This is a genomic window from Dysgonomonas sp. ZJ279 (assembly GCF_011039205.1).
Classification (GTDB): domain Bacteria; phylum Bacteroidota; class Bacteroidia; order Bacteroidales; family Dysgonomonadaceae; genus Dysgonomonas.
Window position 1 is genome coordinate 1 of the sequence record NZ_JAAKEL010000012.1, and the last position, 19,624, is coordinate 19,624.

At 37.2% G+C, this 19,624-nt stretch carries 11 protein-coding genes and 4 pseudogenes; 6 read left to right on the forward strand and 9 right to left on the reverse strand.

Annotation, left to right across the window (positions count from 1 at the left end):
* Both G7Y57_RS18015 and G7Y57_RS11860 read right to left on the reverse strand, forming a co-directional pair.
* Window positions 1-119, reverse strand: a pseudogene (locus tag G7Y57_RS18015) (MFS transporter); the annotation flags it as partial.
* Between the two features lie 97 nt (window positions 120-216).
* Entirely contained in the window at window positions 217-2,427 is a 2,211-nt protein-coding gene (locus G7Y57_RS11860) for a GH32 C-terminal domain-containing protein (RefSeq protein ID WP_165024283.1), read from the reverse strand.
* 323 nt (window positions 2,428-2,750) lie between these two features.
* On the opposite strand from G7Y57_RS11860, the gene G7Y57_RS11865 reads away from it, so the two are divergent.
* From G7Y57_RS11865 to G7Y57_RS11875, 3 genes and pseudogenes are all read left to right on the forward strand, one after another.
* A complete protein-coding gene (locus G7Y57_RS11865) occupies window positions 2,751-5,867 on the forward strand; it encodes a SusC/RagA family TonB-linked outer membrane protein (protein ID WP_165024285.1) in 3,117 nt (1,038 codons plus the stop codon).
* A gap of 20 nt (window positions 5,868-5,887) precedes the next feature.
* Window positions 5,888-7,633 carry a RagB/SusD family nutrient uptake outer membrane protein gene (locus G7Y57_RS11870; protein WP_165024288.1) on the forward strand — a complete coding sequence of 582 codons (1,746 nt, stop codon included), beginning with the start codon at window positions 5,888-5,890 and terminating at the stop codon, window positions 7,631-7,633.
* Window positions 7,634-8,005: 372 nt separating this feature from the next.
* A pseudogene (locus G7Y57_RS11875) lies at window positions 8,006-8,242 on the forward strand (tyrosine-type recombinase/integrase); the annotation flags it as partial.
* Window positions 8,243-8,329: 87 nt separating this feature from the next.
* Here G7Y57_RS11875 and G7Y57_RS11880 read toward each other — a convergent pair.
* The 6 genes and pseudogenes from G7Y57_RS11880 to G7Y57_RS11905 form a co-directional block, all read right to left on the reverse strand.
* Window positions 8,330-8,824 (reverse strand): annotated as a pseudogene (locus tag G7Y57_RS11880) (hypothetical protein); the annotation flags it as partial.
* 24 nt (window positions 8,825-8,848) lie between these two features.
* Window positions 8,849-10,873 (reverse strand): DUF4906 domain-containing protein, encoded by a 2,025-nt coding sequence (locus G7Y57_RS11885; RefSeq protein WP_165024291.1) that lies wholly within the window; start codon window positions 10,871-10,873, stop codon window positions 8,849-8,851.
* 18 nt (window positions 10,874-10,891) lie between these two features.
* A complete protein-coding gene (locus G7Y57_RS11890) occupies window positions 10,892-11,809 on the reverse strand; it encodes a FimB/Mfa2 family fimbrial subunit (protein WP_165024293.1) in 918 nt (305 codons plus the stop codon).
* A gap of 127 nt (window positions 11,810-11,936) precedes the next feature.
* Complete coding sequence (locus G7Y57_RS11895) at window positions 11,937-13,100, reverse strand: hypothetical protein (RefSeq protein WP_165024296.1); 1,164 nt, start codon at window positions 13,098-13,100, stop codon at window positions 11,937-11,939.
* A 63-nt stretch (window positions 13,101-13,163) separates the two neighbouring features.
* The gene (locus G7Y57_RS11900; RefSeq protein ID WP_165024298.1) at window positions 13,164-14,618 is read right to left on the reverse strand and encodes a DUF3868 domain-containing protein; all 1,455 of its coding nucleotides are present in this window, start codon (window positions 14,616-14,618) and stop codon (window positions 13,164-13,166) included.
* 13 nt (window positions 14,619-14,631) lie between these two features.
* Window positions 14,632-15,222, reverse strand: a complete 591-nt coding sequence (locus tag G7Y57_RS11905; RefSeq protein WP_165024301.1) for a DUF3575 domain-containing protein — start codon at window positions 15,220-15,222, stop codon at window positions 14,632-14,634.
* A 1,056-nt stretch (window positions 15,223-16,278) separates the two neighbouring features.
* Between G7Y57_RS11905 and G7Y57_RS11910 the strand changes: the two are divergent.
* A pseudogene (locus tag G7Y57_RS11910) lies at window positions 16,279-16,470 on the forward strand (IS256 family transposase); the annotation flags it as partial.
* 334 nt (window positions 16,471-16,804) lie between these two features.
* Here G7Y57_RS11910 and G7Y57_RS11915 read toward each other — a convergent pair.
* Complete coding sequence (locus G7Y57_RS11915) at window positions 16,805-17,602, reverse strand: hypothetical protein (protein WP_165024303.1); 798 nt, start codon at window positions 17,600-17,602, stop codon at window positions 16,805-16,807.
* Window positions 17,603-17,709: 107 nt separating this feature from the next.
* On the opposite strand from G7Y57_RS11915, the gene G7Y57_RS11920 reads away from it, so the two are divergent.
* Together G7Y57_RS11920 and G7Y57_RS11925 are read left to right on the forward strand one after the other, a co-directional pair.
* Complete coding sequence (locus G7Y57_RS11920) at window positions 17,710-18,579, forward strand: nitroreductase family protein (RefSeq protein WP_255491427.1); 870 nt, start codon at window positions 17,710-17,712, stop codon at window positions 18,577-18,579.
* Between the two features lie 22 nt (window positions 18,580-18,601).
* A complete protein-coding gene (locus G7Y57_RS11925) occupies window positions 18,602-19,621 on the forward strand; it encodes a helix-turn-helix transcriptional regulator (RefSeq protein WP_165024308.1) in 1,020 nt (339 codons plus the stop codon).
* Window positions 19,622-19,624: the final 3 nt, after the last annotated feature.

Sequence of the window (19,624 nt, forward strand, 5' to 3'; positions counted from 1 at the left end):
GACAAGGCAAAATCAGCCTTTACATAATTGGTCGCGATACCAACCAAGTCTACGAATCCCATAACGAAGAATGATAACATCAATGGAATTAATGCTAAATATATGCTTTTCTGTTTCATATTTTTTTATTTAAGTTCTTGTAAATATTTATTGATATATTTCTACTGACTTATTATTTGATAAGCAGTCTTGTAACTCGTAACTAATTACTTGTAACTACTTAATCTTATATATGAATATATTTTCTATATTTATTTCACTTTCGCTCTCGAACGTTAGTGTATTATACGGCTCGGTCGGGAACATTATATTTGTGGAGACAAGGCTTCCGTCATTAACGAACAATTCGGAAGAAGCTTTATCTATGAAAAGGCGGATTTTGTATGTATCCTTTTTCACAAGAGGGGCTTCGATCTTTGGTAATGCGAAATTGTCGCAGAAATTGACATTCCCGCTTTTTGACCTGTCTATACTTAGGCTTTCATTTTCAATATCAAAAGAGAAAACCATTTTCTCCTGCATCCTGTTAGACAGTTTGAATGTAAAGCGTTTTGCACTATTAGCTTTCACGCTCATTTCTATTTCGTAAGCCCCACTATTATTATCTAGCAATTTATCGATGGAATAAGATGTGTCTATTTTTATATCTCCCAATGATTTCTTATCACTTCTTAAATCTACGATTCCTTCTATCGGAGGATTAGCAACAACCAAATGTTTGCCATTATGTACCAGTTTTAATTCACGGGGCAAAGTCATTGCACTTCTGAAATGAGTGATGGGCAGTGGGCGCTCCGCATAAGCCCAGTTGTTCATCCAACCGATAAATAAGCGTCGTCCGTCACTGGCAGGAACATTACTCCATGTCACACCAGCATAATTATCACATCCGTAATCTAACCAAAGGGGGTAAGGCATGTTGTCAGCTTTAAATGTTTTACCATCAAAGTTTCCTACGAAATATTGAGTCGCGCTACCTCCATTAGGGCCGCCGGGGTTGATGCTTACAATTAGTACCCATTTAGTTTGCCCATTATAAGTAAGGGGAAATAAGTCGGGGCATTCCCATACGCCGCCATGAGCTCCAATTCCTTCGCCAAACTCGCTTAATTTTTCCCATGCTTTTAAATCTTTAGAACCATAGAACGTAATTGTTTGCGAAGTTGCCAACGTCATCACCCATTTTTGAGAAGCCTCGTGCCACATTACTTTCGGGTCGCGGAAGTCTACAATATCAGGGTCTGCCAATACAGGATTATTATTGTATTTAGTAAATGTACGTCCTCTATCGGTGCTGTAAGCAATACTTTGAGTTTGGGTTTTTCCGGCTGATGTGTAAATGGCAATCATGGCATCTTTACCAAATCCTGCGGTATTATCTTTGTCTATTACCGCACTTCCCGAGAAAATGGCTCCTAACAAATCGGGCACAATACCCGCAGACAGATATTCCCATGTGAGTAAGTCTTTGCTTACGGCATGCCCCCAGGTCATATTACCCCATAGAGATCCGTAGGGATTATATTGGTAGAATAAATGATACTCACCATCGTAATAGACCATTCCGTTCGGGTCATTCATCCAGCCATATTGAGGTGTGTAGTGATAACTGGGACGATATTTTTCATTATAATCGAAATCGAATCTGTCGGATTGATTGATTTGAGTATAGCCTATATCTTCTTTGTTTACATTAGCTAGAGTTAAAGTTACCTTTTGTCCTTTATACTGTTCTACAGGTATCGGTATCCAATAGTCAACTTTAGTTTGAGCAATGCGAATATTCATCGGTACACCAATAACTTGTCCGTCTACATCAAGTGAAACCGGAATTGCCGGACTTTCGTCTTGTATAGGAATAAGTATATATTTTTGGCTTACATCGAATGATATTGAATGATTCAATAAGACACTGCTTTTTTCGGTATTACTCATTTCGATTTGATCTGCTAAAATATGTCCCCAGCCGCTACTATCATTGTCTACAATGCGAATCACAGCCGATTTCCCTCTATAAGCTTTTACATCCCAGGTCATTCTGCTTAGTGTATCTCCGTTAGTCATAGCATGTGCTTTAAGAACACTTTTCCCATCGACTACCAGTTCGATATACGTATTAGGACCGACACCTCCTCCTAAAAGAAAGTTGATGTAATCTCTTTCGATAACAAACTCTTTTGAAGTAAGTTTTCCGATAGAAATGTCTCCTCCGTTAAAGCTATTGGCTAAATAGTTTCCTTCGAATCCTTTTACTTCCTGCTGATCAGAATATGATCCTTTTGTGGGCGTTGAGCCGAAAGCATCGCCCTCGACCATCCATCCGTCGAAGGTTCCCGATTCGAAGTCATCAATCGGAATATCTTTTGATGAGCAACTAACTAGCAGAACCAAAGTCAGGCATGCGACTGATTTTAGAATTTTTTTCATGGTTTTGATATTAAGTATATATTAAAATTTATATGAGTTAGATATTTAACTTAGATTATGGTATACTGTTAACTCGAATGTATGCATAGATATAGAAATTAAGATTATTCTATGTCTCAGTACAAAGAAAATTTTAATTACAGATTAAGGCTATAACAGATGTTGCGAACGATAGTAAAAATGTTGCATGACCTGAAAATAATTCACTCTTGCAACATTTTTACATGCATCTGCTACATTCATTATATACTTTTATTTCCAACCTCTTTAGATTTGCAGAACCATGAACCTAAAGTTTTTTAACTTATAAAATTTAATTATCCATGAAGAAACGAAAGCACTTAATCAGGTTGAAATTTATATTTTCAATCATTTTCCTATTTGTTCTTCCATCACTTATTTTTGCTCAAACTACAGGAGTAACAGGTGTAGTTGTATCTGCTGACGATGGCATCGAGCTGATCGGTGTAAGTGTAGTAGAAAAAGGAACTACGAACGGAGTATCAACAGATGCTGATGGAAGATTTCAGATTCAAATGAAAGCAGAAAAAGGAGTATTGGTATTCTCTATGATTGGTATGAAAACACAAGAGATATCGGCGAAAAATGGAGACGTTATTAATATTTCTTTAACAGAAGATCAGGCTTTATTAGACGAAGTAATTGTAACAGGCTATTCAACTCAGAAAAAGGCTGACCTGACAGGTGCTGTTGCAGTAGTGTCTATAAATGATCTGAAAACATCTGCTGATACTGATCCTATACGAGCGTTGCAGGGAAGAGTTGCAGGTATGACAGTGACAAACGATGGTAGCCCTTCTGGTACAGGAACAATTAGGATAAGAGGTATCGGTTCCCTTCAATCCAGTCAGGATCCTCTATTTGTAATCGATGGAGTACCTACCACATCTACACTGAATTCTTTAAATACAAATGATATAGAAAGTATGCAGGTTTTGAAAGATGCTGCATCTGCTTCTATCTATGGCTCGCGTGCTGCAAATGGTGTGATTATTATAACGACCAAAAAGGGTAAAAATAATCAGAAATTGAAAGTAGATTTTCTAGCCTCTGTAACAGCTCAATACTTCAGTTCTAAAATGAAATTGCTCGATACAGACCAATACGGAAAGGTTCTTGTGCAAGCAGCTCTTAATGATGGTATCGACCCTACAGCCTATTCCCGAAACTATGGTTACACAGTTACCGGATCGGGATCAGCATTAAGGGATTTCTCTATTACTCCCGGTATATATTCAGGTTATTTAAATTCAACACAAACAATGCGGGCTAGTAATACCGACTGGATGGATGAAATATCAAGAACGGGTATTCTACAAAATTACGACCTTTCACTATCTACAGGTTCAGAAAAAGGTTCGACAATGTTCTCGTTAGGATATAAAAACAATGGTGGAATATTAAGATATACAAATTTCAGTTCCCTTTCTGCACGTATGAATTCATCTTACAATGTGCACAAAATAATCACAGTAGGAGAGAACTTTACTGTAACCTATACTAAACAGGTGGATGATCCCGGTGTGATGGAAAATGCACTGAAAATGGCTTCGATCATCCCTGTGTACGAAACCGACGGAGTGACATTCGGGGGGCCTATCGGATCGATGCCCGATCGTCAAAACCCTGTTCGCCAACTTTATCATAATAAAGACAATCAGTCTACATTCTGGCGTTTGTTTGGTAATGCTTATGTAGATATAAAACCATGGAAAGGATTTTTGTTTCGTTCTAACTTTGGTCTCGACTACGATAGTGAGTTCAGACGTAACCTGACACATACTTTTGTTTCAGATATCATTGCAAATAACACAGCGGAGGTGTCTATAACTAACGCTCAGGATACTAAATGGAACTGGTCTAATACCGTTAATTATAATTTCGAAATAGATAAAAAACATAACATTTCCTTATTGGGAGGTAATGAATTATATAGACAGACTCGGGTCGACTCTTATAATAATATTAAAGAATTTGCTATTGAAACCCCCGATTACATGTGGCCTAATGCAGGTACAGGTACTACAACGGTTACAGGAAATCAATCGGGTTTTTCATTAGTTTCATTTTTCGGTAAAATCGACTATAATTTCATGAATCGCTATCTGGCATCATTTACTATACGTAAAGACGGCTCGAGTCGTTTCGGAAAAGATAACAGGTATGCGACATTCCCTGCTGTTACTGCCGGCTGGCGTATTTCTGACGAATCATTTATGAAAGGGATATCGGGGATAGACGATTTGAAACTGCGTGCTTCGTGGGGGAAAACCGGAAATCAGGAAATCAGCAATACGGCTCGTTATGGGCTTTATCAGGCTGATTATGGCAGCGATCGGGTTACGTCTACTGCATACGATATTTACGGAATCGGTTCAGGGCTTTTCCCATCGGGTTATAGAATAACTCAGACTGCAAATGATAATTTGAAATGGGAAACAGCCGAACAATATAATATAGGTCTTGATTTTACTTTACTGAATCAATCAATATATGGTAATATAGATGCTTATATAAAAGATGTGACCGATATGCTTATTTCTCCCGCTTATCTGGGAGCTAAAGGCGAAGGTGGTGTTAGTTGGGCAAACGGTCCTTCGTTAAGAAACAAGGGTATGGAATTTTCGATAGGTTATCGTAAAAGTCTGAATAATGATCTATCGATAGATGTTAATGGAAATGTGGATTTTTTCCGTAGTAAAGTGACCTATTTGCCTGCCACGGCAACCGGTTCTTATGAACATACCAACACTGAAAATTTAATAGGACGCGCTTATGGCTCTCGGGTAGGATATGTTGCTGACGGATTATTCCAGACACAGGACGAAGTGGATGCTTCGGGACAGACAAATGCCCGTGTAGGTGGGCTGAAGTTTGCGGATATCACTAAAGATGGAGAAATTACAGCTGCCGACCGAACTTGGATTCTCGATCCTGTTCCGGCATTTGCTTATGGACTAAACTTTTCGTTATCCTATAAGAAATTTGATTTCCAAATGTTCTGGCAAGGAGTTCATGATGTAGATGTGGAAAACGTTCAAAAGTACCAGACCGATTTTTGGAGTGTAAACGATGTGGGTGCGAACAAAGGAAGCCGCTTATTAGATGCTTGGAGTCCAACCAACACTAGTTCTACTATTCCGGCATTAACAACAAATAATACTGCTGATGAAGGACGCTTTTCGAGCTATTTTGTAGAAAATGGAAGTTATTGTAAATTAAGAATGCTGCAAGTAGGGTATAGCATTCCACCTTCGCTAAGTAAAAAGATCGCAGCTGATAACGCTCGTATATATGTTAGCGGACAAAATCTGTTGACATTAAAAAGTAATGGCTTTACAGCTGAGGATCCCGAAAATGCTGCATGGAGATATCCTATTCCTACATCATTTACATTAGGTGTTCAAGTATCGTTTTAACTAATAATAATTTTAAGAAAATGAAAAAATATATATTCGCTATAGCTATTGTAATTTGTGCATATAGCTGTGATGATTTTATTGATGTTTCACCTACGGCTGTCGTAGATCAGGACTATGCATATTCGCAACCCGAAGCCATGGTAACATCAGCCTATGCTGTGCTGGGTGACGATTGGTACACATATCCTTTCAATCTATGGCCATATGGAGACGTTGCATCCGACGATGCTTATAAAGGAGGAGGGAGCACCGGAGATACGAACTACCATCCGATAGATATATTTTCTGCATTATCGGCATCCAACCCCGATCACATGGACGAATTATGGTATCGTTTATATGTTGCCGTTTCTCGTTGCAACAGGGCTATAATTTCACTGAATGAGTATGGAGAGGCAGTATTAGGAAGTGAAAAAGCGAAAAAACGCATGGCGGAAGTCCGTTTTCTGAGAGGTCATTTTTACTTTAAGCTTATTTCTCTATATAGACAAGTGCCTTGGATAGATGAAAATGTAGTTATAAATAATTCACATGAGAGTACACGCAACGATGAATATTCGTATGAAGAACTGATCGGGAAAATAATGGAGGATTTTGACTCAGCATATAAAACATTGGATACTTATCCCGAAGCGGCTTCCCGTGTAAGTAAAACTGCGGCTGCCTGCTATCTGGCTAAATGTCATTTGATCCTTGCGTATCCACAAGGCTCGGAATATCAAGTAACCAATGTAGATGCAGCACAAATGAAAAAAGTTATTGATTATACTGATTTTGTAATGACTACAGCTACTAATTATGGTTATGCATCAGACTTTGGAGAAATCTTTATGCCTGACCAAAGAAACGGTAGAGAATCTATTTTTGCAGTTCAACATTCTTTAGATGATAATACTGTCTATGGGCGTGCCAATTGGAGTAATACATTAAATGCGACCTGGGGTTTATTTACCTGCGGATGGGATTTTCATAAGCCGTCGCAAAATCTGGTGAATGCTTTCAAAACAGAAAACGGTTTGCCTATGTTCGATACGTTTAATAATACGACATGGTATCCTGAGGCTGCTAAAACATCGGGGCAAAAGTGTGACCCTCGCTTATTTCATACGGTTGCTATCCCCGGATTTCCATACAAATATGATATGAATACTATTTTCACTTACGAAAACACCCGTACTCCTAACACATATGGTTATTACAGTTCTTTGAAAGAAAATGTACCTGTTAATAGTACTTATGTAACATATAACGGTTCGTGGCAGGCTGTGAACCAAAACGATTATGTTTTTCGTTACACCGATGTTATGTTGATGAGAGCTGAGGCGCTTGTAGAACTAGGTGAATTGGCTGGAGCCCTTACCATTATAAATGATATACGCACGCGGGCAGCAAATTCGGTAGAAAAATATATTCCTTATGCAAAAGATTATTGTGAGATCAAAGCATATCCAAATTTTGCAAACAAAGACTATGCCCGAAAGGCTTTGCAATGGGAACGTAGACTGGAAATGGCAATGGAAAGTAGTCGCTTCTTTGACCTAAGACGCTGGGGTATAGCTGGCGAAACTCTAAATAAATTTTACGACAAGGAAAAGAATGTTTCCTTCACTTATACTGATCTTGGTAACAACACTGTAACACAATCGTATGCTGCATACTATAAAGATGCACGTTTTACTGCGGGTAAGAACGAATTTTTTCCTATTCCTTACAATCAGTTAAACTATATTCCAGGTTTATATAAACAGAATAAAGGTTATTGATCGTTGGTAAATAAAAATAAGAGGTTGTCCAAAAAATAAATAGGCAGCCTCTCTTTTTGTGTTATTCGTTAAAGAATATCAGATTAATGTTTGAAATACAGTATGTTATTAAGATAAATTTAAAAGTTTATCAGGAAACCAAACAGTTCTTTTCCCTTCGAATCTTTTGGAACGCATCCACTGTTTTGAACTGATATAACGAAGCATCCGCTAGATATTTTTGCATAACAAAATCTTTGCTTACCTTTGTATAAAAGAGTTAGTCGGCACATGTAATACTATGCGAAGACCTGTTAAAAGAACCGTTTCCAAATCGTTACTTCTCGAATTTCGCACCTTTATAAAACTCTGATATATAGCTTGTTTAGTTTGATCAACTGCTATTTCAAAGAGATTGCCGATTTATGTGGTATTACAAAACGATTGACAATGCACGTTGCCCGTCATACCTGCGCAACGGTTGTTATGCTCGCCAATAATGTCTCTTTAGAAAATGTGGCCAAGATTTTAGGGCACTCTAATACAAAAATGACACAGCATTATGCTAAGGTTTTGGATAGTTCTATTCTCAGAGATATGGGGAGTGTGGAAGCTAGGTTTGAAAAATAAAATAAATATTTGCTCTTTAGCTTTGATAATCAGCAAGAAACAAAGCAATCATATTTCTTTTTTTGAAATATGATTGCTTTCATTTAATTAATCGATCAATAACTTAGTTACTGCCGCTGTATTCATCGCCCATTGCATCGTGTAAATTTCATCTGCTTCCTGCGTATACACAATAGACATGCCCTGAGCATTTGCTTTAATCGCAAGCAGATTACCAATTGTTGTTTTACTCTGTATTTTTTTTAGTAAAGTCTCTACAACTTCTGTATTCATATTAGCAACTAATTGTCCGCCAAAAGGCATTTCAAGCCAGATTATCTCTCGGTATCGAACATCCAGTAAGCCAAAAACAAGACCCTTGGATAGGCTTTGAGATACTCTTACCTGATGTTGTACGCAAGAAGGATCGTAAGCTACTCCTGTCTTTTGCGATATTTTCATCTTATGAGCCCAATTCATCCAACCAACAACTAAATTTGGAGAAATAGCACCATTGCTATACGCATTACACGTGAATATAACATATTGGGCTTTTGCTTTATTCAAATCATTCAAATCAAGCTCTATATATTCAGCTGTACCTATTTAAACTCTCCTTATTTTTTATTACGGTGTATCTTTTGATGGACGATATACAGCCCGAACTTTTTTAATTCCTGTGCGTGTCGTTGTCAAGGTTCGTACCGCTGTCGTTTTGTTCCAATAGTAGGTTCCTCCCGCATTATTGGCCGAGGAAGACCAATAATCGATAGTTTTATCTACCACATCCATACCTGTATAGGCTGGGTTAAAAATATCGACAACAAAGCTTGCCACTGTATCCATTTCGGCAGACGAAGGCAGATAGTATGCCGCAGGTTTAAACTGAGATGCTAAAATAGAAGGACTTACACCGGCTATATCAAATCCACCTTTTCGTAGCGTATATGTTGCTGCGGGCGAGGTAGTGCCCAGTCTTTGTGTATTCACAAGTCCCTGCTGATTATCAGCCCCTCCGGCTGTCCAATAGACAAAACCCGATGGCAGAGTAGTTGTTCCTTGATACCCCCATGCCAGATTGCTGGCTAATGTAGTCTTACCCTCATCGAAGCGTTCCATATAGAGCGTGCTGGATAATCTGATCGGTGCCCATTGGCGAAAGACTACAGTTTGTGGACTAGTTCCGTTTGATTTTACTATTGTAATTGTACACTCCCTGTATTGTTTATCAGTGTCAAGTTTAGGGAAACCGGGATCTGTATATCGCCACGGCTTGATAAAATAGGTAAACTGATTATTCTTTATCGCGTCTGCTGAACCTGTTTCCATTGGTATCCAGGTATTATTGGCTTTGGTGGTCAAAATCCAGTGCTCCGATACATTTGCCGTATTTATAGCAGGATTATACTGAAAATTAAAGAATTTACTCGATCCGGAAACCGGAAGAACTCCCGTACTCATATGTCCATCGAAGTTAAAATCGGTTTGTGAAAAGCCATAATCGTACATATTCATTAATACCCGCCAGTTGACCCCTTGCCCTGTTCCCGTAACGAGAGTATTGGCGCTGATCCGTCCTCCCTCCTGTGCTCCTCCCCAATCCGAAAGGTAAAGGGATAATATATAATGCTTATTGCGAATCAGATCATAATTTTGGGTTATATCCGTTCCCAAACAAAACCTGTAAGTGATGTCACCCTTTAAGGTACCGTAACTATACTGAGCCTCTACTGTGACGTACGTAGCAAAAGGCATCTGGTTAATATCCGATTTTTTATTTAACTGATTAGCTATCGAATTGTCGGTTCCCTGCATATTTTCAAAAGCGAATAATGCAAGAGTCCCGGTACTAGTATGTGTATTGTAGCCTATAAGACTGTCTACGTTATTTAGGATCGGCCAATTGCTATCTACGAGGGAATATCCCGCGCGCAATCCAGTCGAATTAATTATTTTATTGTTGGGTTGCCCCAGTGTCATCGTAGCCGGAACATTATTTATACTTATTCTTGTCGGTTTTATACTTACTCCTGTCCTGAGGTTTTTTCCATGCAGGCTGACGGTAACCATAGCCATATTGCGCTCCAAGGCAGCATTGAACACTTTACTTCCGTCGCCATTTGTTGTCCCTTGGTCGATAGCTTTGGCAAACATAACAGATTTGTCGGGAGCATTATTCATCGGAAGGGTAACACTTAGCGATTTGAGATCGTTGGGTGTAAGTACAGAACTTCTGCTGATCGCGCTGCCATAATTACCCACAAGATATACTTCGCTGAAAGCTGTAGTTGTATATATGGATAATGACGAGGTTCCTCCACTCATAGGAAGATTAAAGCCCGACGGGTGTGTGGTTGCATCAAAATAATAGACATACGGTGACGCAGCATCATTGTTTACATATACAACAACATTCAGGTTGTTGAGTGTATTGTAATCGAACCGCGTACTGGATGCGCCATTGACAAATGCTTTAAGAGTATTCTTGGCTTCGGTAACTTCCTCCAACGATATATTTATAGTTATCCTATTAGCATCCTTAGAGCCATCGTTATCATAATCCGCTCCATCTTCACGGCACGAAACCGAGAAGCATAGTATTAACATTAGCATCAACGATAAGATTGATATATTCTTTTTATAGGGTTTCATAATTATAATATATTGTTGTTATAATTCGGGTTTAACACCATTGTCAATATTCCAATCGGGTGCTTTCACTGATACACCCTGGGGTGTAAAGTCTATACTGATATTTATTGTAACCTCGTTTTTATCAAGATCAAATTGTGCATATTTATTCAAAAAGTCAGTCATTTTCATACTATATATAGGCTTCCCGGAAGAGTCTTCCAAACCTATAGTTACTGACGATTCCTTTTGGAAACGCATTAGACTGATTTTTGTATAATAGACTTCCTGTTCTGCATTATACAGGAATTTTGGATAATAAGAATAAAGGTCTTTGGTCTGGTGGTTTTCGAAGTCGATAGAACCTGCCAAGTTGTTTATTATAAGCTTTGGCATCCCCGATGCAAATGCTTTTGTCGCAGAAGCATCAGTGTTACTGATTCCTCCTATTTCTAAATACACCTTGATGTGGCTGGAGACAAAGCGAACAGTATCTTCAACTTTGTAATAGTGTTCAAGGTCGGGTATTGTTATTTTTTTATATCCGAAATATAAAGAATCATTGGTGAGGGCATTTTTCTTTTCCATAAGGTTTAGATTAGAAATACGCATTTTGTTCATATCCGCACCTTGTTCGGTTTCTATTAATGTATTTTCGAATGCATTACCTACGCATAATATATAATAATCTCCCGGAGGAACATCGAGTCTTACTCCGTGATTCTGCATAAGTTCACTTTTACTTACTGATTGAATCAGAATATTTCGCTTATCAGAATTGAAGACAAAGAAATCTACTTTCTCGATTTTCTGATCGAAAATTTGCGCAGTCCCATCGCCCGTATAGCTAAAATGGATAAAGGCAGGCTCGCAATCGTCATAATCGTCCGAGATGCATCCACTCATCAAAACAGCGAGTAATGATAATAATATAAATCTCATGTGTTTCAATTTCATATGCCTATATTTATTTAATTCGTAATAGTATTGTTAAAATTTTGGAATTATATAATCTCCTTCAATTTTATTATTATATCTCCGGGATTAAAACTCCCGGAGATTAATATTATATGTTGTATCTTGATTAATAGAATGTTGGTGTAAGAGCTTGTATAACCCAACTACTTACAGTCACGTTCACGGCTATACAGATTCTTGAATCCGGATCCCAAGGGCCAATATTGCTTTCGGTAAATACCAAGTCAAATTGATAAATATACCCCGGTTTAGGATGTGTGTTATCAACTCCTGCACCACTAAAGCTTCTTGTCGCAACATAAGAGAATTGTGTAGGGCTATTATCCACACGTGTCACATCCATAAGACGTATTTTCACATTCGGGAACGTACCTGCTACAGGAATAAAGTTATAAGCAAATACTTTCGTAATATCTCCTTCAGCATAGTATGAATTACTACCGGATGTAAGCGTCGGAATCGGTGAAATAGCATTGTATGCCCATGATATAGCCGGTGCATTACCAAACTCATATAGTCCTACAGGAGGGCTTGCCAATCCCGGCTCATATATTTTACCCATGCTGCCAAGTCCGGTATATATAGAAAGTTTTTCGCTCACGCCTGTACCATCGACATTAACTTGTTGGTAAATATCTACCAGACCAAGACCTACCAGTTTAAATGAAGAATAAGTGTTTCCTAAATCCGAACATTGTATTTTACCTATTTCGACGCGTGAAACCAATGCCGACAGATTGACGGTTGTTGTAAAATAATCGGTATCATCCAATGGATGAGGAGTAGGTTGTGTCTCTGTAGACGGAGTTAATATATTTTCCCCATACAAAAGGATATTATTTTTATCCTGCTCATCCGCAGCTTGCATCACACTACTTTTTACAGATGCTACATTGGTATAATTGAGTGTTTCACCGGTAGTGTTTCCTAAAACTATTACTTTGTTGATAGCAGGATCCAATTGGTGAAATACGTAACCGCTTCCGGTTGTTATAATGGCAAAATCTGAACTTGAATTTAAAATAGTCTTTTTTTCATAAATATTCGTCCCGTCTGTCAGTAGAATAGTTACATCATTCAATGTGATTACACCTGCTGTTGATTTGTTTGCGATCGATTTGCTTATTTGTGAGACAATGCCATCAAGCTGTAAAGTCACCGTTTTCTTTTTTCCTGTACCCGGTGTCACCCCTGCTTCATCGTCATTGCTACTGCAAGCAAACAGTCCTATGCTCGCGAGTATAAAAACTAAATACTTTAACTTTTTCATAATTTTCGATAATTTTAATTAATACTATTTGATATATTCAATCCTCTATTTTAGTTATAGTCTTCATTCGTCCAAAAACTTATTTATTTGCGATAAATTATCAGTTGCTTCGGAAACCCCATTTTGAGACGCTTTCATAAAATATTCTTTGGCTTCGTCATACCTCTTGTTTTCTGCCATTATGATACCCAGATTGTTCCATGCTATCGGATCATTTTTCACTTTTTCGATAATTTGCATTGCTTCTTCAATGTTACCATGCTCTATTTCTATCCCTGCGGCATTGACTGCTGTTAGCGGATTGTTGGGAAATATCTGAACTGCTTTGAGGTAAATATTCTCTGATTCGGCAGAGCCTTTAGGATAACTATTAGCCAACAGATATATTTCATTCAGGCTGAGTAATTTGGGGCTTGAGACGAAAGCCTCTTTAGCTTTCTCTACATCGAAGCTGGCTACCTGATAATTAATTGTACAGGTTATACGTCTTAAACCCGGAAATACTTCGTTAAGCAATTGTCTGTACACATTACCTCCTTCCAGTTTCATTATTTCAGATTCGCGACCATCGTGTATATTAGTCTTACGGATGATTTCCAATACTTTATCTTTACCGGCTATATCGGCAGTTTCTAAAATCTTTGTCAAACCGTCCCAGTCTTCACCTTTCCAATCCACAGAAATGAGATTGTTGGATATATTATGACGTTTCTCGAGGAATTCAGCCGTAGCTTTGGCTCTTCTTTCTGACAATCTCATGTTAACATCGAAACTGCCATCAGGAGAAGAAAAGCCTACGATATTGATGTTTGTTATTGTCAGATCGTCATTTTTGAGAACGGTATTGTATAAATCATCAAATTTTTTAATTTCATTCGTATTATTCCCTAAAGGCATATCTATTACCCAGCTTCCAATCTTAAAGCTTAAATATAGTTCGCTCACTTCATTTCTTGCTTTGATTTTTTCTACATCAGGGCTGATAAAGTTTGTTTTATATCGAGGGATAAACGTTTCTTTGAGTATGGGCGACATTAGTAAGTTCTCGCTGTTAACCAGTTCGCAAAAAGCACATCCTGAAACATTCTCCTGTAAAATCAGCGAACCGTTTTTCATCCAATCTTCAGCAGGCACACTTGTGCTATAATTTACAGTTTGCGTAGTCTTATTTTTACGATTAACAATACTGTAAGGTTCACCATTGAAAACATCTTTTTTGGAGATAAGTAAGCTGCGTCGCAGCGATCTATCTTTTCGATTTCCGGTGATAACTATTTTAGGAAGTTCTTTCGATTTTAATTGATCCTGTGATCTGATTACAGGGGTAAGAACAATCATGTGGTCTGATTTGATTTGCAGTTTATCCAGTATAACATCCAGATTCACTACCAGATCATTGTTCTGTTTATTTATAGAATCCCTTACTGTTATCTGTTCGGAATAATTGGTTTGCGCCGTACTGCTTAGTGTTATAAATAAAAACAGAGTCAGGCTTATAACGTAATATATCTTGTTCATCTTTTCCTCCTTTTTATTTAATAATATAAACAATGTTTACTGCGAGTTTTGTAAACCCGAAATAGTCTTTAACACCTTGTCTGACCCACGATCCACATGTAGCACACTCGTATTTGTCGTAGTCGAAACGTATATACCCAACACCAACTCCGGCTTCCAGATTCCACCTGTCGCTAAGCATCCATGAATGATTGTAGGCGATACCTCCTCCAACAAACCACCCTTCAAAACGGTGATCTCTAAAAACTCTAAAGTCTGTACCTAAAAAATTTATTGGAATATCTACATTGCCGGCATTACCCTGTCCACCAAGCAGATGAGCGCCTAAACTACTACCATTAAATTTTTCGCAAAACCAATATTTTACTTCAGGTTGCACGAGCCAGTGTTTCCACTTTTTATTATTGGAGAAAGTCCATGGATTGTAATTTCCTGAGAGGTCCAAAGTCCATTTGTCATTTAATCCAGCCTCTACACCTAAATTAATAGTGGTTGTTAAATCGTAAAGAAGATTCGACTTTATCGCAACATCTTGTCCTTTAGATACAACAAAAGGCATAACTGCAAGAAACAGTATTAATAATAATTTATTCACCTTGGTCATTCTTTAGATATTAATAGATATTATTTATATTGTATTTTGTAATGAGCATATATTTAATAATAACCCATACTTACTTATATATTTTAAAATGATTTTTATTTAATTAAAATGATTTAACTTGCATTTTGTTTAAATAGAACAATTATGTTATATTATATTAACTATAACTACTTGATTTTTTAACACAATAGGAACTTTTTTTCAAACAAAATACAACTACTATATCCTTAAAACCAATATTGTTTATTTTTATTAATTTAAAAATGCAGTAAATATTTTGCAAAATAATACACTAATAACCCTCTGATAATTATCGAAAATGCGCAGTTATCTTCTTTGTTTAATAAAAATAGAATGTATAATTAGTGTTTTTTGCAAAGTCAAGATTTAAGAAAATATCTTTGTGTAAACAGGTAAGTGATTCTATTTCATCAGCTTTTTTATCAAAACATTGTTGGTTTCGAAATGGTTTAAGCGATTGCCTGGCTCTTTTCCATCTATGGTCTAAGGTTTTTAAAAAAATTCTGTAAAGTAAACTTGCAGACAAAGATATTATGCTTGGATTCAAGCTCCTCCAAGATAGGATTTAGATTGCGAGAATGTTCTCTAACCAAGTCGGGTCGTAATTCTCGAACAGGTTCTAATTTAATTTTAGCTCTTCGACCCTCTTCTAATAGTAGAGAGTGGTTCTATTGACTTGTGTGATTTTTGCTACTGGTCCATCGAATGTTTATCATTAGATAATAAGAGACTTAGGCATCGGTGGGGAACCACAACATCGAGGCTGGATTTATAAAGATTATTCAGCTCTAACTTTTCTTATTCCGTCAATTTTACACACCTCACGTATGATATCATTGTACTGATTATAAGATAAATACACAAAATAGCTTAACGAAAGCAGCAAAGAACAATGAGCGCGTCATAAAATCACAAAGTTATGTAAAAGAACCCTTTAATAAACTATTAAATATAAACTCTATTGTATTGGCGGAGACTGTAAACTAAGCTCTATCAGTAAGGACTAAATTATTATTTTTACTAACACAGTTTTTTATGGAAAAGGAATTTGATTTTGAAAGCATTAAGAAGAAAGCCTTAGAACAACTCAAATCAGGCAAATCTTTATTAGGTAAAGACGGAGCCTTTGCTCCGTTATTGGAAAATATCCTGAATGCCGCTCTTGAAGGCGAGATGGATGCTCATTTGGATGAACATGAACGCCTGTCAGGCAATCGTCGCAATGGACATACCCCTAATTACGGGAAATGCGAACCATCGCTGAAATGGGTTTCAGACCCGTACGGGCTTCATATAAACGGATAATAGTTCTTAGTTTATTCATTGAAATAGGATTATTAGGCATAGATTTTAAGATTTTAGTTTTGCTTTTTCAAGCGAACTAAATCAATACCTTTTTAAAATTCTAAATCTAAATCTAAACTTTTGATGCTATTTTTTAGAGGGCATTTTCCTCCGTTTTCAGGTGGTCACTTTGAACCGTTTCGAAGGGGTCATTTTCTTCCGTTTTTTAGGGGTCTATTTTACCGTTTTTTCCACTAGAAAATCTTTTTACCTTGTATTATAGTTTTTTTTGTTTGTAAAAATCTACTAATTGATTAACAACCTTGAAGGATGCGTCTTTCGAAATGAAGGATATCAGTGTTATTGTTTTCTGCTCACGGGCTGCAGCTTGAATCTTATGATGTCCGTCCAATAAATAGTTAGCGAATCCCCAGTGGCATATAACGCCATCTTCAGACTCCTCATCAAAGATCATTGATTCTTTAGTATCTACCACACTTAATGATATGGCAGTAGGTTGTATTCCTTTTTTGATTTGATTTTGATAAAATAATACTCGGTCTTCGTTTAAAGATTGAGGTTGATAAAGAGGAATGAAAAATTCAAATAGTTTTTCCTTATCTAATATTATCTTATCCATTCCCCGATAATATGTCATGCCTATTTGTTCTGATTTTTCCTCTCCATAATTCCATAAGAGAGCTTGATCTTCTGCGAAATAATCACCTTTTCCATTAAAACATGTTTGATGAGGATATATCTTAAGTAAAAGGCATTCATAATCTCCTACAGGTAAAATATCTTTTAAATATTGTAATAAATTTTCATCCAATTTATTCAGTCCGGAATTAAGTGAATCTCTAACTTCTTCAATGGTATAACTCGCTGTTAAGTCTGTTTTTAATTGACTAAAGAAAAATTGGCAAGTACCACATACGTTTCCAATATGGAATAAGTGTTTATTGTTATATGAGATATATCTATCCCATACTTCCCAATTAGCTCCCACTGTTGTAGTGAAACTCAATTTTGAATTCGACTCTTGTACCTTTAAACTTTTGTGATCTAATAGCATATTAATATTTTCTAATTTGTACCCCCTGATGAGATTCGAACTCACATTCTCCTTTCGAAGCAGTACGGCTCTAAATGAGCTTCCCTACTTATAAATTAATATTTTCGGTGCTTCTGCAAAATCTACCCGCAACAACGCATGGTCAAAAACGGGAATATCCGTACACTCCACGGCTATGTCCGGCATACATTTTGACACAAGAAAATCCTAAAGCTGAAATAGGCTTAAGAAATATCCAGTCATGTATAGCCTGTGGTCATTGTGTTGCCGTATGTCCTACCGATTCGGTTATTCACTCCGAATTTCCTCAACAAAAAGTACATACACTTAATAGGGATATTCTACCTACGCCGGAGCAAGTAATGGAGTTGTGTAGAGCCAGAAGATCTAACAGAGCATTCTTATCATCGGCTGTTCCGGAAGAATATCTCCGCCAAATTGTAAATGCTGCACATCTGGCACCTACAGCCAGCAATGGACAGGAGGTGAGTTTTACCCTTGTTACAAACCCCGATTTACTAAAACAGATATCAGATATTACAATAGAGACATTTGAAACCACTGTGAAAAAAATATCAAATCCTCTGATAAAGCCTTTTTTGAATCTGATATCACCTGGTGCGAAGGATGCTATCCCGAAATTAAGTGCTGTTATTGCAAAACAAAGAAGCGGTACTGATGCTATATTACGGGACGCAAAAGCTGTTTTATTCATACATACACCAACCTCCAGTAACTTTGGAAGGCAAGATGCAAATCTCGCATATCAGAATGCTTCTCTTATGGCTGAAAGTTTAGGAGTATCTCAGTTTTATACGGGATATGTATGTATTGCTGTTGATTTGAATAAGAAAAAGAAATTGTCCAAACTATTAAATATTGAAGGTGTCATACATGCAGGAATGGCTTTGTCGATGCCGGCTTTTAAATTCCCTAAATATATAGACCGTAAAGACCTAAACCTTACAGTATTTTAAAACATCCCAATCGAAGCAAACTATGCCGGTAAACCGTAACGCTCTCATCCGCTATAAGACGATAGATACATGTTTGAGAAATAAGTACAGACAATGGACACTTGAAGATCTGATAGATGCCTGTTCTGATGCCTTATATGAATATGAAGGTATAGATAAAGGTATCAGCAAACGTACTGTACAGATGGATATCCAAATGATGCGCAGTGAAAAACTAGGTTACAATGCACCCATTGTAGTTTATGACAATAAATACTATAAGTACGAAGATGAAGATTATAGCATAACAGCCACTCCACTGAGTGAAGGTGATTTGAAAGTAATGTCGGAGGCAGTTGAAGTACTCCGTCAATTCAAAGGCTTTTCTTATTTCTCAGAGATGGGCGATATTGTGAGCCGGCTGGAAGACCATGTAACTTCCGCCAGGCAAAAGACAATTCCTGTAATTGATTTTGAGAAGAATGAGAGTTTAAAAGGACTTAGCTATCTTGATACCATTTATAATGCTATTGTAAATAAACAGACACTGGAAATGAAATACCGATCCTTCAAGGCTCGTTCAGCATCCACTTTTATATTTTACCCATATTTGCTCAAAGAATATCGTAACCGATGGTTTGTTTTCGGAGTAAAACGAGGGACTCCGATGTTAATGAATCTGGCATTGGATCGCATTCACAGTCTTGAGATAGCGGAAAAAGAACCCTATAGGGAAAATAAGTTATTCGATCCTCAAACGTTTTTTGAAGATGTAATAGGAGTTACCAAGGCATTAAATCAAAAAGGGGAGATTGTTCGTTTTCTGGTAGATAAGCAGAATGCACCTTATGTGCTTACAAAGCCTTTTCATAAGAGCCAGCAATTGATAGAGACACAAGATGACGGGTCGATGTTATTTGAAATAGAAGTTGTGATCAATCAGGAGCTGCAACGTGAGCTTTTTGGTTTTGTAGATACGATCAGAGTGCTGTCTCCCCAATCTTTGGTAGAATTTATGATGCGAAAGTTTAGATTGGCGAGAGAAAGGTATAATAATGACTGAATT